The sequence below is a fragment of the Streptomyces sp. NPDC047981 genome, assembly GCF_040653315.1.
Taxonomy (GTDB): domain Bacteria; phylum Actinomycetota; class Actinomycetes; order Streptomycetales; family Streptomycetaceae; genus Streptomyces.
Genome location: NZ_JBEZNQ010000003.1, coordinates 95,207 through 109,575, shown reverse-complemented (window position 1 = coordinate 109,575; position 14,369 = coordinate 95,207). Strand labels below are relative to the sequence as shown.

Below are 14,369 nucleotides of genomic sequence, written 5' to 3'. Positions count from 1 at the left end.
TAGATAGACATTCCACCTCGTAGTACCCCCTTGTATCTGGAGGCACAGAACCATGACCACCTTCGTGGACCGCGTCGAGCTGCACGTCGCCGCGGGTAGCGGAGGCCACGGCTGCGCCTCCGTACACCGGGAGAAGTTCATGCCCCTCGGCGGGCCCGACGGCGGCAACGGCGGCCGAGGCGGTGACGTGACCCTGGTCGTCGACCAGTCGATCACCACGCTCCTGGAGTACCACCACTCCCCGCACCGCAAGGCGACCAACGGTCAGCCCGGCGCCGGTGACAACCGCTCCGGCAAGAACGGCCAGGACCTCGTCCTGCCCGTGCCCGACGGCACCGTCGTCCTCGACAAGCGGGGCAACGTGCTCGCCGACCTGGTAGGCGAGGGCACCACCTTCGTCGCGGGCCAGGGCGGCCGCGGTGGCCTCGGCAACGCGGCGCTCGCCTCCGCCCGCCGCAAGGCCCCCGGCTTCGCGCTGCTCGGCGAGCCCGGCGAGGCGCGGGACATCGTCCTCGAGCTGAAGACCGTCGCCGACGTGGCGCTCGTGGGTTACCCGAGCGCCGGCAAGTCCTCGCTGATCTCCGTCCTGTCGGCCGCCAAGCCGAAGGTCGCGGACTACCCCTTCACCACGCTCGTCCCGAACCTGGGCGTCGTCACCGCCGGCTCGACGGTCTACACGATCGCCGACGTGCCGGGTCTGATCGCGGGCGCCAGCGAGGGCCGTGGCCTGGGCCTGGAGTTCCTGCGCCACGTCGAGCGCTGCTCGGTCCTCGTGCACGTCCTGGACACGGCGACGCTGGAGTCCGACCGGGACCCGGTCACCGACCTCGACGTCATCGAGGAGGAGCTGCGGCAGTACGGCGGCCTCGACGACCGTCCGCGTGTCGTCGTCCTCAACAAGATCGACATCCCGGACGGCAAGGACCTGGCGGACATGATCCGCCCGGACCTGGAGGAGCGCGGCTACCAGGTCTTCGAGGTCTCCGCCGTGGCCCGTACGGGTCTGAAGGAACTCTCCTTCGCCCTGGCCGGCATCGTCGCCAAGGCGCGCGCGGCCAAGCCGAAGGAGGAGTCGACCCGGATCGTCATCCGCCCGCAGGCGGTCGACGAGGCGGGCTTCACGGTCACGTACGACGAGGCCGAGGAGCTCTACCGGGTGCGCGGCGAGAAGCCGGAGCGCTGGGTCCGCCAGACCGACTTCAACAACGACGAGGCCGTCGGCTACCTCGCCGACCGCCTCAACCGCCTCGGCGTCGAGGACGAGCTGATGAAGGCCGGCGCCCGCGCCGGCGACGGCGTCGCGATCGGCTCCGAGGACAACGCGGTCGTCTTCGACTGGGAGCCCACGATGATGGCGGGCGCCGAGATGCTCGGCCGCCGCGGCGAGGACCACCGCCTCGAAGCCCCCCGCCCGGCCGCCCAGCGCCGCCGCGACCGCGAGGCGGAGCGCGACGACGCCCAGCGCGAGTACGACGAGTTCAACCCGTTCTAGTTCGGCTTCCCGTGCCCGGGCAGCGCCCCCTCGGCGGACGGAGTCCGGCGCAGTCGTCCGAAGCCGGTGAGGCCCCCCGGGGCCTCGCCGTGCGAGGGCGGCCATGGGGAGGGGCCCGCGAGGCGGAGCGCGACGACGCCCAGCGCGAGTACGACGAGTTCAACCCGTTCTAAGGGCCTGAGGGTCTGAGGGCCCGCGGGCCCTCAGACCCCGGGAGCGGTCGGTCGGACGGAATCTGCCGCTCCCGTAGGATCTCGGTGTGAGTAGCGCCCCCCACCCCGTCACGACCGCAGGCATGCTCGGTGTCGTCGTCATCGCCTACAACGACGCGGAGCTGGTCGGCGACGCGATCCGCTCGGCGCTCGCCCAGGGACCCGTCGTCGCCGAGGTCGTCGCCGTGAACGACGCCTCCAGCGACGCCACCGCGCAGGTGCTGGACGAGTTGGCGGCGCTCCACCCCCGGGTCCGGGTCGTCCACCGCACCGAGAACAGCGGCGGCTGCGGCACCCCCCGCAACGACGGGATCCAGGCGGCCACGGCGCCGTACGTGATGTTCCTGGACAGCGACGACATCCTGCCGGAGGGCGCGGCCGAGGCCCTGGTCGCGGCGGCCACCGAGCACGGGACGCCCGTGGCCGTCGGCGCCTGTGTGCGGCGCGAGCTGCCCGAGGGCCGCGACGTGCGCTGGCAGCCCGCCCTCTACCGGGAGCGCGCGCTCCTGCAGACGCCGGCCGACCTCGTCCCACTCGTGCACGACACCCTCTGCGTCAACAAGATCTACGAGCGGTCCTTCCTCACCGAGCACGGCATCCGGTTCCCCGACGGCCGTTTCGTCTACGAGGACTTCCTCTTCACCGCCCGCGTCCTCGCCGCCGCGCCGCGCATCGCCGTGATACCCGACACGGTCTACGTCTGGCACGTGCGCCGTGCCGCCGCCCAGTTGTCGATCTCCCTCGCCCGCGAGGACGTCACCAACTGGCAGGCCAGGATCGCCGCCCACCGCCAGGCCGTCGAGACCCTCCAGCAGGCCGGGCGCGCCGAGCTCGCCGCCGCCTGCCGCACCAAGTTCCTCGAACACGACCTGCGGATGTACGCCCGTGAGCTGCGGCTGCGCGGCGCCGAGCACCAGAGCGACTGGTGGCGGCTGACCCGCGAGCACCTCGCGGCCTTCGAGGAGGCCGAGATCGCCGCGGCGACCGCGCCGGCCCGCTGGACGGCCCGCTTCCTGCTCGCCGCCGAGCAGCCCAGGGACCTGCTGCGCCTCTCCCGGCTCTCCGCCGACCCGGCCCGCCTGCTCCCGCCGTACGCCCGGAAGGGTGACACCGCCGTCTGGTCCGAGGATCTGCCGGACGTGCGGCTCGACGGCATGGACACCCTGCCGCTGGCCGACCTGCCGCTGGTGGTCGACGCCGCCCTGCGCACCGGCGCGGGCGCCGAGCTGCGGCTCACGGTCCGCGACCTGTACGGCAGGGTGGGCGCGGCGGGACCGCGTGCCGTCGAGGTCGCGTTCGTCCCGCGGGGCGCTGACGAACCGGCCCGTACCGAGCGGGCCGAGCTGACCGAGGTGGACGGCGGCTGGACCGCCCGGGTCCCGGCCGGGCTCACCGGCCTCGCCCGGGCCGGCCGCGGTCGCGGCAACGCGGGGATCCAGTTCTGGGACATCCGGGCCACGGTGACGTGCGCCGACGGGGAGACGTTCGCGACAGCGCTGCGGCTGCCGGAGGGCCGCCAGCGGCGCTCGGTGCTGCCGAGCAGCCGGTACGGTGTATTGCTGGTGCAGCAGTACACCACGGCGAACGGCTCGCTCGCGGTGCGGATCGCACCCGGCGCCCGCGACGGGCTCGGGGCGGTCAGGGCCAGGCTCCGTAGGCTCTCGCGCCGTTCATAGCGGAAGGATTGGGGCGCAATGACATATCTGATCACCGGTGGCGCCGGCTACATCGGCTCGCACGTGGTCCGGGCGATGACGCAGGCGGGGGAGCGGGTCGTCGTCCTCGACGACCTGTCCACGGGCTACGCGGAGCGGGTGCCGGAGGGTGTGCCGCTGGTGGTCGGGTCGACCCTGGACCGCGAGGTCCTGGACCGCGCCATCGCCGAACACGGTGTCACCGGCGTCGTCCACCTCGCGGCGAAGAAGCAGGTCGGCGAGTCGGTCGAGATGCCGCTGCACTACTACCGCGAGAACGTGCAGGGCCTCACCGTCCTCCTGGAGGCGGTGGCGGCGGCCGGCGTCCGCAACTTCCTCTTCTCCTCCTCGGCCGCCGTGTACGGCATGCCGGACGTCGACCTCGTCACCGAGGAGACGCCCTGCCTGCCGATGAGCCCGTACGGCGAGACGAAGCTGGCCGGCGAGTGGATCGTCCGTGCCGCCGGCAAGGCCCACGGCATCTCCACGGCCTGCCTGCGCTACTTCAACGTGGCGGGCGCCGCGACCCCCGAGCTGGCCGACACCGGTGTCTTCAACCTGGTCCCGATGGTCTTCGAGCGGCTCGACGCCGGTGAGGCCCCGCGGATCTTCGGCGACGACTACGCCACCCCGGACGGCACCTGCGTCCGCGACTACATCCACGTCGAGGACCTCGCCGACGCCCACCTGGTCGCCGCGCGCAAGCTCGCCGAGTGGGCCGCCGCCGGTGAGCCGCGCGACCTGACGGTCAACATCGGCCGCGGTGAGGGCGTCTCCGTGACCGAGATGATCGACCTGATCAACGAGATCACCGGGCACGCCGTCGCCCCGGTCGTCACCCCGCGCCGCGCGGGCGACCCGGCGCGGGTCGTCGCCTCCGCCGACCGGATCGCCGCCGAGCTGGGCTGGAAGGCCCGTCACGACGTCCGCGACATGATCGAGTCGGCCTGGGCGGGCTGGGTCGCCCGCCGCTCCGCGTCGGCCTGACGCCACGCACGCCACACACGTGACGTCCGTACGAGCCTGAGGTCGCGCAGATACGAAGACGCAGGTACGAAGAAGGGAGGCCCGCCGGTCACACCGGCGGGCCTCCCTTCGTCAGCTCTAGCGGTCGAGCAGGGTGAAGAGGTTCTCCCAGCGCGCCACGATCTCGTCCGTCGAGTAGCGCTGGATGTCGACACGGGCCTTGTCGCCCATCCGGTCGCGCAGCTCCTGGTCGGAGATCAGCTCGTCGAGCCTGCGCGCGAACTCACCGGTGTTGCCCGGGGGCACGATGAGGCCGTTCTCACCGTCCGTGATGATCTCGCGGACGCCGGGGGCGACATCGAAGGCGACGCAGGGCACGGCCGTGGCCATGGCCTCCATGAGGGCGAGGGGGAAGCCCTCGCCCCGGGAGGACAGGGCGAACAGCGAACTGTCCTTCAGCGCGCCGGGGACGTCACTGGTCCGTCCCATCCACTCGACCTGCGAGGTCAGCCCGAGCCGCTCGCTCTGGGCCTTCAGCGCCGCCTCCTCCTCGCCGGAGCCGTAGAGGCGCAGGGTCCAGTCGGGGTGCTTCGGCGCGACCTCGGACCAGGCGTCGAGGAGCAGGTCGACACCCTTCTCCTCGTGCAGCCGGCCGATGGAGACGACGACCTTGGCCGTCCGCGGGGAGGGCTCCTCGGGGAAGAACGGCAGCGGGTTCGGCATGGCCCCGACGTGGTCGAAGCGCTGCCGGATCCACAGGTCGGCGTCCTCCCGGGTCAGCGCGAGCATCCGGTCGACGTCCGCGTAGAACTTCTTGACCCGCTGGAAGCGGGAGGAGTTCTTGCAGGTGAGGAAGGACTCGTGGCTCATGCCGACCACGCGGTGCCCGGCCGTGTCCGCGAGCGCGACCCACTCCATGGCCCAGACCTGCGTCACGATGACGACGGCACCCGGGCGCGCGGCGCGGAAGATCGAGGTCAGCTTGGCCGCCTCGCGGCGCATGCCGGACTCCCGCGCGGCCCTGCGCCGACGCTCGACCAGGTCGAGCTTGCCCTTGAGGCCCCGGTTCGACTTGAGGGACGGCGGGTGGACGTCGTACAGCGTCGTCGTCCGGTAGGGCAGGTCGTCGCCGAGGTCGGCGCGGCGGCCCTCCGGAGCGGGGACGACACCGACGACGTGGACGGCGTGGCCGCGCTCGCTGAAGAGCCGTGCCATCTGGTGCGACCAGCTGGTGATGCCGCCGAGTTCGTCGACACTGTTGGAGATCAGGATGATGTCCCTGGTCTTCGCGTCGTCGTCCTGCGGGGCGGTCGTCGTCGTACTCATCATCTCGGTCATCAACGGCTCCACCCGGAGAAGAACTTCTCGACGATCGACCGCGCGGCGTTGCCCTGGTCGAACTCGCCGAACTCGGCCACGAAGCGCTTGCGGGCGTCGCAGAACTCCCGGCCCTGGGCGTCGAGTTCGCGCACGGCCGCGTGCAGCTCGTCCTCGGTCCTGAAGACCGGTCCGGGCGCGTGCTCCAGCAGGTCGAAGTACGTTCCCCGGTCCTCGTGGACGTAGGTCTCGTAGTCGTACGTGAAGAACAGCATCGGCCGGTCGAGCAGCGCGTAGTCGAACATCACGGAGGAGTAGTCCGTGATCAGCGCGTCGGCGAGCTCCATCAGCGGCATCACGTCGTGCTCGTGCGAGACGTCGATGATCTTGCCCTCGACGTTCGGCGGCAGCACCACGTGGTTGAAGTAGTGCGCGCGCACCAGCAGGACGTAGCGGTCGCCGAACTCCTCGGCGAAGCGGTCCACGTCGAAGGGCAGCTGGAACTGGCTGGCCTTGCCCGAGGTGCGGAAGGTCGGCGCGTACAGCAGCACCTTCTTGTCCGCCGGGATGCCGAGCTTCTCGGCGAGCGGTCCGCGCTCGCGGCGGCCCGCCTCCTCCTCGCGCTGCCGGGCCTGCACCAGCACGTCGTTGCGCGGGTAGCCCGAGCGCATCAGCGTGCGGTCCTGCAGCCGGAAGGCCTTGGCCAGCGTCCGCACGTCGTGCTCCGAACGCACCAGGAAGTGGTCGAAGCGGTCGAGGTGCTTCTGCTGCGCCTCCTGCTGCTGCCGGGTCTGCGCCTTGAGCTTGGGCTGGTCGAAGCCCATCTTCTTCAGCGCGGAGCCGTGCCAGGTCTGGATGTACGTCGTCTCGGGACGCTTGGCCAGACGCAGCGGGTAGCTCTGGTTGTCCACCCAGAACTCGGCGCGGGCCAGGGCCTTGAGGTACGGCAGGGACCAGCGGCGCACCAGCTGGACGCCCTTGGGGAAGTCCTTCGGGCTGCCGGTGTAGGACCAGATCGCCTCGAAGTCCAGGCCCTGGCGGACCATCTCCTCGTAGATCGCGCGCGGGCTGTCGCTGTACTGCTTGCCCAGCTGGCTCTCGAAGACGACGGTGCGCTTCTTCACGGGCAGCCGGCTGTAGACCTCGTGGTACAGGCGCAGCTTGGTCTCACCGGAGGTGAGGGTGGTGCGCAGCGCCTTGGCACGCCGGTAGCCGGACTTCGCGATCTGGCCGGGCCTGCCGTGCAGGCTGCGCTGGACGAGCTCCTCGATCCGGTCGCTGTCGCCCTTGGAGGAGACGAGCCGGAAGGCGAGGTGGCCCTTGGCGGTGGGGTGGGGCTCTATGCGGTCGCCCACCAGCCGGGTCAGCCGCGGCTTGACGGGGAGCGCGCCGCCGCCGAGGTCGCTCTGCTCGACGGTGAGACGGGTCTGGGTACGGACGCCGTTCACATGGAGGATGACGCGGACGTCCCACACGGAGTCGATGATGCCGAGGGGCCGCAGCTTGGCGCTGATGTCGGCCCGCGTCTCCCAGCGGATCGTGTCGCCGTCGTGGCGGAGCTCGGTGACGGGGAAGAGGAAGGTCTGCAGGCTGCGCCGGCGGGCCCGGAACTCCACCTCGGCCTTGAGGGTGTCCCCGGGCTTGACGATCCCCAGCGGGTTGGTGATCCGGCCGCCGAGCTTGGCGGTGCCGCCGGACTCCTCGTACGTGGTGAGTTCGTTGCGCAGGAACAGCTTGTTGATCGGCTTCTGGTGGTAGCCGAGGTCGGTGACGTCGAGGACCTCGCGGCCGAACTCGTCGTCGAGGTGTTCGGCGCACCAGTAGACGCGGCCGTCGCGCTCGGCGAGCGGGGCGGAGAGCTTGTCCCGGTGGATCAGCGTGTCCACGGCGGGCAGCAGGTTGTCCCAGTCGCCCTTCTCGAGCAGGTACGCGCAGATCGCCTGGATCTTGGCGCACTTGCTGTACGCCTCGCGGTCAAGGCCCTGGAGGTACGGCCGGGAGAGCTCCTCGAACTCGCGGCGGTAGGCCTCGTCGCGGAACGGAAGGTCACGCAGATGGAGGACCAGGTCGTGCTTGAGGAACTTGACGTCCTTGGCCGCCCGCATCTCGGCCTGGCCGTGGCGGTCGAGGAGCGCGTCGATACGACGGTGGATCTCCAGCCGGTGCTGGTAGTTCACCATTTCGTGACGGCTGTTGGTGACCGACTTGACGGCGGCCTTCTCGTAGACGTGCCAGAAGTAGACCTGGTTGGGGATCAGAGTGATCTTCTTCGCCGCCATGTAGGCGTCGGCGATGAACATCAGGTCCTCGTAGAACATCCCCTTGGGGAAGCGGAGCTCGTTGTCGACGAGGAAGTCGCGCCGGTAGCACTTGTTGGTCGACAGGGTGTCCCAGACGAACAGGTCGGGGAGTTCGGTGACCGAGTCCAGGGTGCGCGTGGTCGCGTAGAGCCACGGGTACCACTCGTTGCGCTTCTCCTGGACGGTGTCCTTGGTGAGCCGGACGCAGAGGCCGGAGACCATGTCGGCGCCGGTCTCCTCGGCGGCCGACACCATGTTCCGGCAGGCGTTGATCTCGAGCACGTCGTCACTGTCGAGGAACATGACGTAGCGGCCCCGCGCGTGGCCGATGCCGACGTTCCGGGGCTCGCCGCCCGCGCCGCTGTTCTCGGGCAGCTGGTAGGCCCGGACCTGGCCGGGGTGTGCGGCTGCCAGTTCCTGGGCGACCTCGAAGGTGCGGTCCTTGCTGCAGTCGTCGACGATCACGACTTCGACGCTCTGCAATGTCTGGTCCAACACCGATCGCACGGCCGTCGGGAGACGCTCTGCGTCGTTGTAGGCGATGACGATCACGGAGACGTCAGGCACTGGCACCTCGATCCATTTGTCTTTCGCAGGCTGCCTCAACGGTACCTCGCGTTCACTTTCCGGCTCTCCGACGGTTCAGGAGGCGTCCGAGCCCCGAGGGGGCCGCGCCGGGGCGGCTGGGGCACCCCTCGATCGGATTCGTCGATTTTAGGGGGCAACCCTTTCGGCCCCGTACCTGTCTAGAAGGTGTCCGCACATAGGAGCCGTAGCCTCTTTGTGCGCAAATAGACGTGGGAAAGTGACGGACGGGGAAGAATGCTGCTCAACTTGGATATCCAGGGCAATGGGGGACGCCCAGGTACTCGAGACCAAGGGCAGGCCCCCGTGCTCGACCCGTCAGCTGGGACAGATGCTCAGCAAGGGGTGGGAGGTTCCACTCCACTTGTGAAGAAAGCCGGACCGGTACCACGGAACCGGCGAAGAGCGGGGCTGATCGCCCCTTGGCTGGCCGCCTTCCTGTCCATGACCGCCTACTGCGTGGCCATGGCCGTCCAGGGCACCTATCCCTTCGGGGGCCGCTCGCGCGCGGTCAACGACCTCGGCAACCAGTTCGTGCCGTTCCACGCCCAGCTGTGGGACCTGATGCACGGCGAGACCACCGGTGACCTGCTGTTCAACTGGTCGAGCGGCTACGGCGTGCCGTTCTTCGCCGACTTCGTGACGTACCTCATGAACCCGTTCTCATGGCTGGTCGGGGTCTTCCCCCGGGACGCCGTCGAGTTCCCTGTGTTCCTGGTCACCCTTCTCAGTGCCGGGCTCGCGGCCGGGCTGATGACCGTCTTCCTCGGCCGGCTCCACGACGGGAGCCCGTGGCTCCGCGCCCTGCTCTCCGTCGGCTTCGCCCTCAGCGCCTGGATGGTCTCGGACGGCTTCTCCGACCCCATGTGGATGTGGGGCATGGTCGCGATCCCGCTCCTCGGCATCGCCTACGACTGGTGTCTGCACCGTCGGCGCTGGGTCCTCGGCACCCTCTTCGTCACCGTCGGCTGGGCGGGCAACTTCTACACCGCCGCCATGGCCACCATCGGCATGGGCCTGGTGCTGCTCGTCCGGGTGCTCCTCGACGAGCGGCCGACCGGCGAGCGCCTGCGGGTGCTTGCGCGCGTCTTCTCCATGACCGCCGTCGGTGTGCTGCTCGCCGCGCCCGTCCTCACCGTCGGCCTCAAGGCGAGCAAGCTGTCCCAGCCCGCCCCCGAGGCCGTCTACTACGGGGCGCCCGACCTCGCCGACTACCTGGCGCACCTGATCCCCGGCGGGCTCGTCGGCCGCGTGCCGCACATCTCCGTCGGGATGCTCAGCCTGCTCCTGATCGCCGCCTACCCGTTCATGCGGCGCGTAGCGCTGAAGGAGCGGGCCGCCTGGCTCGGCCTGATCGCGCTGATGGCGGTCTCCCTGGTCTGGGAGCCCACGATCCTGCTCTGGCACGGCTTCGCCCTGCCCAACGGCAGCCCGTACCGCGCATCGATCGCCCTCACGGCCGTCCTGGTCTGCGTCGCCTGGCTGGCGCTCGCCCGCCGCCCCCGCCCCGCCGAGCTGCTCGGCGGCGGCGCCCTGGTCCTCGTCCTGGTCCTGAGCGTGAGCACCACCGCGTACATGTCGCGAGGGCCCTGGATCCTCGCCGCCGGCGGTCTTGTCTTCCTCGCCCTGCTGCTCGCGCTGCACCGCTACCGGGACGACCGCCGGGTCCGCCGCGGGCTCACCGTCGCCCTGGCCGGCGCCGTCCTGCTCTCCGCCTCGTACACGGTCCTGTCCACCACCCAGATCCGTGACGCGATGGACTGGTGGGCACCCAAGCGCACCTTCGACGACCAGTCGCGCGCCGCGTACGACCAGCTCAAGGCGGCCGACGCCTGGCCCGCGAGCCGCACCGACCCGGGCCCGCACGCCTTCGCCGCCAACGACCCGATGCTCCTCGCAGGGCAGGGCGGCCGTTACTACAGCAGCTATCTGCCGGCCGTCACCGCCCAGTCCCTCCACGGGCTCGGCGGCGGCTGGTTCATGCAGGGCCGCGGCACGGTCAGCTTCAACGACCCGGTCAGCCGCGCGATCATGGGCATCAGCAGCTACCTGGAGGACGACCTCGGCCCCGACGGCTTCGTCCAGCGCACCGCCTCCGCGCCGCCGGTCGTCACCCTGCGGCCCTCCGACACGCGCCTCGACGGGACGGCGGGGCGCGACGCCACCGTCTTCGCCCGCCAGGAGCGGGTCCTGGGCGCCCGGGTCTACGAGGTGCCCAAGCTCGTCCGCTCCGAGCCCGCGCCGCCCGGCTCCGGCAAGCCCGGCCACGGCTGGGGCGTGCCGTCCGTGAAGCGCGGCGGCCCTACGACCTTCACCACCGTGTGCACCCCCGGCACCGAGGCCTACTGGAACGCGCCCTGGCTGTCCGGCCAGGTCACCGCGCTCGGCCGGACCGTCGAGGCGGCCGGCAAGTACCCGATGACCGCGAACTCGCTGGCCCTGCTCGGTACCGTCCCCGCCGACGGCCGGATCACCGTCACCGTCAGCCCGAAACGGGGGACGGTGCTCAACGAGACCCCCGTCGGCTGCCTCGACCGGGCCGCGCTCGACCGGACCGTACGGGAGCTCCGTGCCGCCGGCCCGGACCGCGTCGAAGCCTCGGGACACGGCATCCGTGCCACCTTCGCGCCCGCCACCGAGGGCATCGCGGTCCTCTCCGTGCCCGCCGCTCCCGGCTGGCGCTGCTCGGTCGACGGCGCGGCGGAGCGCGCGCCCCGCAAGCTCGGCGGCCTGATGGCCGTACCCCTCGCGGACGGCGCCTCGCAGCTGTCCTGCTCGTACCACACCCCCGGGCTGAAGCTCGGCATGGCGGCGAGCGGCATGGCCGCCGCGGTCCTGCTCGCGGTCGCCGCCCTTCCCCTGTTCCGCACCCGTGTCCGCCCGCGTCTCGCTCGCTCTTCGTCCAGGAGAAACCGCTCATGATCAAGTTGTCCGTCGTTGTGCCCTGCTACAACGAGGAAGCGGTCATCGACCGGTTCGACGCCCGGATCCGCGAGGTCCTGGGCGCGCTGCCCATCGAGTACGAGCTCTGCTACGTCGACGACGGCAGCAAGGACGGAACCTTCCTGCGGCTGCGCGCCATCGCCGACGAGCACGAGAAGCAGACCCGCTACGTCTCCTTCAGCCGCAACTTCGGCAAGGAGGCCGCGATGCTGGCCGGCCTGCGCGAGGCCTCCGGCGACGCCGTCGTGATCATGGACGCCGACCTCCAGCACCCGCCGGAGCTCATCGAGCGCATGCTCGAACTGTTCGAGCGGGGTCACGGGCAGGTCATCGCCCGGCGCACCCGCGAGGGCGACAAGAAGGTCCGCTCCGCCCTGAGCAGGCTGTACTACCGGGGCGTGAACAAGTGGGTCGACGTCGAGCTGACCGACGGCGTCGGCGACTTCCGGCTGCTGTCCCGCGCCGCCGTCGACGCGCTGATCTCGCTGCCCGAGTACAACCGCTTCTCCAAGGGGCTCTTCTCCTGGATCGGCTTCGACACCGTCACCTTCGACTACCAGAACGCCGCGCGGGAGGCGGGCGAGACCAAGTGGAAGTTCAGCTCGCTGCTCAACTACGGCATGGACGGGCTGATCTCCTTCAACAACCGGCCGCTGCGCCTGGCGATCTGGCTCGGGCTCACGCTCAGCGGCCTGGCCGGGCTGTACGCGATCTGGATCGCGGTCGCCGCCCTCACCCAGGGCGTCAGCGCCCCGGGTTACGTCACCCTCGTCGCGATCATCGTGGGCCTCGGCGGCGTCCAGATGATGATGCTGGGTCTGATCGGCGAGTACATCGGCCGCATCTACTATGAGACGAAGCGCCGGCCGCACTTCCTCGTCAAGGAGACGGACCGCTCCAGGACGCGCCACCCGTTCGCGGGCAGCGACTACGCAGTCGGCCGTATGGACGGCCGCGCACGCGTCGTCGCCACCGATCGGGAGATGTAATGCGCGGTCAGCTGGGCCAGATCGTCCGCTTCGGTCTTGTCGGCGGAATCAACACGGGCACGTTCTACGGGTGCTATCTGCTCCTGCACCCGTGGATGCCGTACTTCGCCGCCTACTCCATCGCGTTCGTGCTCAGCATGATCGGCTCGTTCTTCCTCAACACGTACTTCACCTACCGGACCAGGCCCACCTGGAAGAAGTTCGCACTCTTCCCGCTCACCAACGTCACCAACTACCTGGTGCAGAGCGTCGGCCTGTACGCGCTGGTGACCTGGGCCGGTATGGACGACCGGATCGCGCCGCTGGTCGCGGCCGTGGTGGCCATTCCGTTCACGTACCTGTTGTCGAAGAAGATCCTCGTGCCGGGCGGCAAGCAGCCGAGCCCGGCGGGACCCGCCGGGCCGACCGGCCCGGCGGGCGGTTCCGAGGTCGAGTCGGACCCGGTCGCCAGCCGCTGACCGCTCTTGGTTTCCGTGGCGGCCGCCCGCGTCCAGCGGGCGAAACGGGCGGGCGCCGGGCCGTCCCGCTCGCGTAGATTGCGGCCTGACATCCGAGTGGGACGGGCGCCGGTGACGGCGGTACAGGTGGCGGCGGTACAGGTGACAGTGGCAAGGCAGTTCGTGACGGAAGCCCGCAGGATCGTCGTCAAGGTCGGCTCCTCCTCGCTCACCACCGCCTCCGGCGGGCTCGACGCCGACCGGGTCGACGCCCTCGTCGACGTCCTCGCCAAGGTCCGCAGCGGTGGCGAGAAGGAGATCGTGCTGGTCTCCTCCGGTGCCATCGCCGCCGGACTCGCCCCGCTCGGCCTCACCCGCAGGCCCAAGGACCTGGCCCGGCAGCAGGCCGCCGCCAGCGTCGGCCAGGGACTCCTCGTCGCCCGGTACACCGCCTCCTTCGCCCGCTACGGCGTCCGCGTCGGCCAGGTCCTCCTCACCACCGACGACACCAGCCGCCGCGCCCACTACCGCAACGCCTACCGCACCCTCGACCAGCTCCTCGCCATGGGCGCCCTGCCGGTCGTCAACGAGAACGACACCGTCGCCACGGACGAGATCCGCTTCGGCGACAACGACCGGCTCGCCGCCCTCGTCGCCCATCTCGTCCGCGCCGACCTGCTTGTGCTGCTCTCCGACGTCGACGGGCTCTACGACGGCGACCCCGCCAAGCCCGGCACCTCGCGGATCGCCGAGGTGGCGGGACCCGAGGACATCGCCCATGTCGAGATCGGCTCCGCGGGCAAGGCCGGGGTCGGCACCGGCGGCATGGTCACCAAGGTCGAGGCCGCCCGGATCGCCGCGGCCGCCGGCATCCCCGTGGTCCTCACCTCCGCCGTCCGCGCGGCCGACGCCCTGGCGGGCCGCGACACCGGTACGTACTTCCACCGCACCGGCCGCCGCTCCGCCGACCGGCTCCTCTGGCTCGCCCATGCCTCCACCCCGCAGGGCAGCCTCACCCTGGACGAGGGCGCGGTACGGGCCGTGGTCGAGGGCAAGAAGTCACTTCTGGCCGCCGGGATCGCCGCCGTCGAGGGCGAGTTCGTGGCGGGCGACCCGGTCGAACTGCGCGACACCGACGGCCGGGCCGTCGCCCGCGGGCTCGTCAACTTCGACGCCAAGGAGATCCCGCGGATGCTCGGCCGCTCCACGCCCGAGCTGGCGCGCGAGCTCGGCCCCGAGTACGAGCGGGAGGTCGTCCACCGCGACGACCTGGTGGTCGTGCGCGCCTGATCCGCCCCTTTGCGGCGGACGTGTGGAGGCGTGGGGAGACGTGTGGAGAAAACGGCTGAAAGACCGGCCATCCGGTAGGGACCTTTACCAAAACCGCCCCACGTGCCGCCTCGGACTGGTCAACTTTGTCTCGGGGACAAGACA

Annotated in this window: 9 protein-coding genes; 7 read left to right on the top strand and 2 right to left on the bottom strand. The window is 70.7% G+C overall.

Going from position 1 to position 14,369, the window contains the following annotated elements; all coding sequences use genetic code 11:
* Positions 1-52: 52 nt before the first annotated feature.
* The 3 genes from obgE to galE all read left to right on the top strand — a co-directional run bounded on the left by obgE (position 53) and on the right by galE (position 4,385).
* A complete protein-coding gene (gene obgE, locus AB0E14_RS03295) occupies positions 53-1,492 on the top strand; it encodes a GTPase ObgE (protein ID WP_362411127.1) in 1,440 nt (479 codons plus the stop codon).
* Positions 1,493-1,787: 295 nt separating this feature from the next.
* On the top strand, positions 1,788-3,380 hold the full coding sequence (locus tag AB0E14_RS03290; RefSeq protein ID WP_362411347.1) for a glycosyltransferase family 2 protein: 1,593 nt from the start codon (positions 1,788-1,790) through the stop codon (positions 3,378-3,380).
* A gap of 18 nt (positions 3,381-3,398) precedes the next feature.
* Positions 3,399-4,385: a UDP-glucose 4-epimerase GalE gene (gene galE, locus AB0E14_RS03285; protein ID WP_362411124.1), complete on the top strand. Its 987-nt coding sequence runs from the start codon at positions 3,399-3,401 to the stop codon at positions 4,383-4,385.
* Positions 4,386-4,502: 117 nt separating this feature from the next.
* Here galE and AB0E14_RS03280 read toward each other — a convergent pair whose 3' ends face one another.
* Together AB0E14_RS03280 and AB0E14_RS03275 are read right to left on the bottom strand one after the other, a co-directional pair.
* The gene (locus AB0E14_RS03280; protein WP_362411121.1) at positions 4,503-5,702 is read right to left on the bottom strand and encodes a glycosyltransferase; all 1,200 of its coding nucleotides are present in this window, start codon (positions 5,700-5,702) and stop codon (positions 4,503-4,505) included.
* Positions 5,702-8,548, bottom strand: a complete 2,847-nt coding sequence (locus AB0E14_RS03275) for a bifunctional glycosyltransferase family 2 protein/CDP-glycerol:glycerophosphate glycerophosphotransferase (RefSeq protein ID WP_362411118.1) — start codon at positions 8,546-8,548, stop codon at positions 5,702-5,704. Before AB0E14_RS03275 ends, AB0E14_RS03280 begins: the two co-directional genes overlap by 1 nt.
* 462 nt (positions 8,549-9,010) lie before the next feature.
* On the opposite strand from AB0E14_RS03275, the gene AB0E14_RS03270 reads away from it, so the two are divergent.
* The 4 genes from AB0E14_RS03270 to proB all read left to right on the top strand — a co-directional run bounded on the left by AB0E14_RS03270 (position 9,011) and on the right by proB (position 14,225).
* Positions 9,011-11,488, top strand: coding sequence for a YfhO family protein (locus AB0E14_RS03270; RefSeq protein ID WP_362411115.1), 2,478 nt, complete (start codon positions 9,011-9,013; stop codon positions 11,486-11,488).
* Positions 11,485-12,498 (top strand): glycosyltransferase family 2 protein, encoded by a 1,014-nt coding sequence (locus tag AB0E14_RS03265; protein WP_362411112.1) that lies wholly within the window; start codon positions 11,485-11,487, stop codon positions 12,496-12,498. The genes AB0E14_RS03270 and AB0E14_RS03265 overlap by 4 nt, the downstream gene beginning before the upstream one ends.
* On the top strand, positions 12,498-12,956 hold the full coding sequence (locus AB0E14_RS03260; RefSeq protein WP_362411109.1) for a GtrA family protein: 459 nt from the start codon (positions 12,498-12,500) through the stop codon (positions 12,954-12,956). Before AB0E14_RS03265 ends, AB0E14_RS03260 begins: the two co-directional genes overlap by 1 nt.
* Positions 12,957-13,097: 141 nt before the next feature.
* Complete coding sequence (proB, locus tag AB0E14_RS03255) at positions 13,098-14,225, top strand: glutamate 5-kinase (RefSeq protein WP_362411106.1); 1,128 nt, start codon at positions 13,098-13,100, stop codon at positions 14,223-14,225.
* Positions 14,226-14,369 lie beyond the last annotated feature (144 nt).

Excerpts from the sequence above, each read along its gene's own strand:
- obgE (WP_362411127.1), top strand. The coding sequence starts at position 53 with ATGACCACCTTCGTGGACCGCGTCGAGCTGCACGTCGCCGCGGGTAGC.
- AB0E14_RS03290 (WP_362411347.1), top strand. The coding sequence starts at position 1,788 with ATGCTCGGTGTCGTCGTCATCGCCTACAACGACGCGGAGCTGGTCGGC.
- galE (WP_362411124.1), top strand. The coding sequence starts at position 3,399 with ATGACATATCTGATCACCGGTGGCGCCGGCTACATCGGCTCGCACGTG.
- AB0E14_RS03280 (WP_362411121.1), bottom strand. The coding sequence starts at position 5,702 with ATGACCGAGATGATGAGTACGACGACGACCGCCCCGCAGGACGACGAC.
- AB0E14_RS03270 (WP_362411115.1), top strand. The coding sequence starts at position 9,011 with ATGACCGCCTACTGCGTGGCCATGGCCGTCCAGGGCACCTATCCCTTC.
- AB0E14_RS03265 (WP_362411112.1), top strand. The coding sequence starts at position 11,485 with ATGATCAAGTTGTCCGTCGTTGTGCCCTGCTACAACGAGGAAGCGGTC.
- AB0E14_RS03260 (WP_362411109.1), top strand. The coding sequence starts at position 12,498 with ATGCGCGGTCAGCTGGGCCAGATCGTCCGCTTCGGTCTTGTCGGCGGA.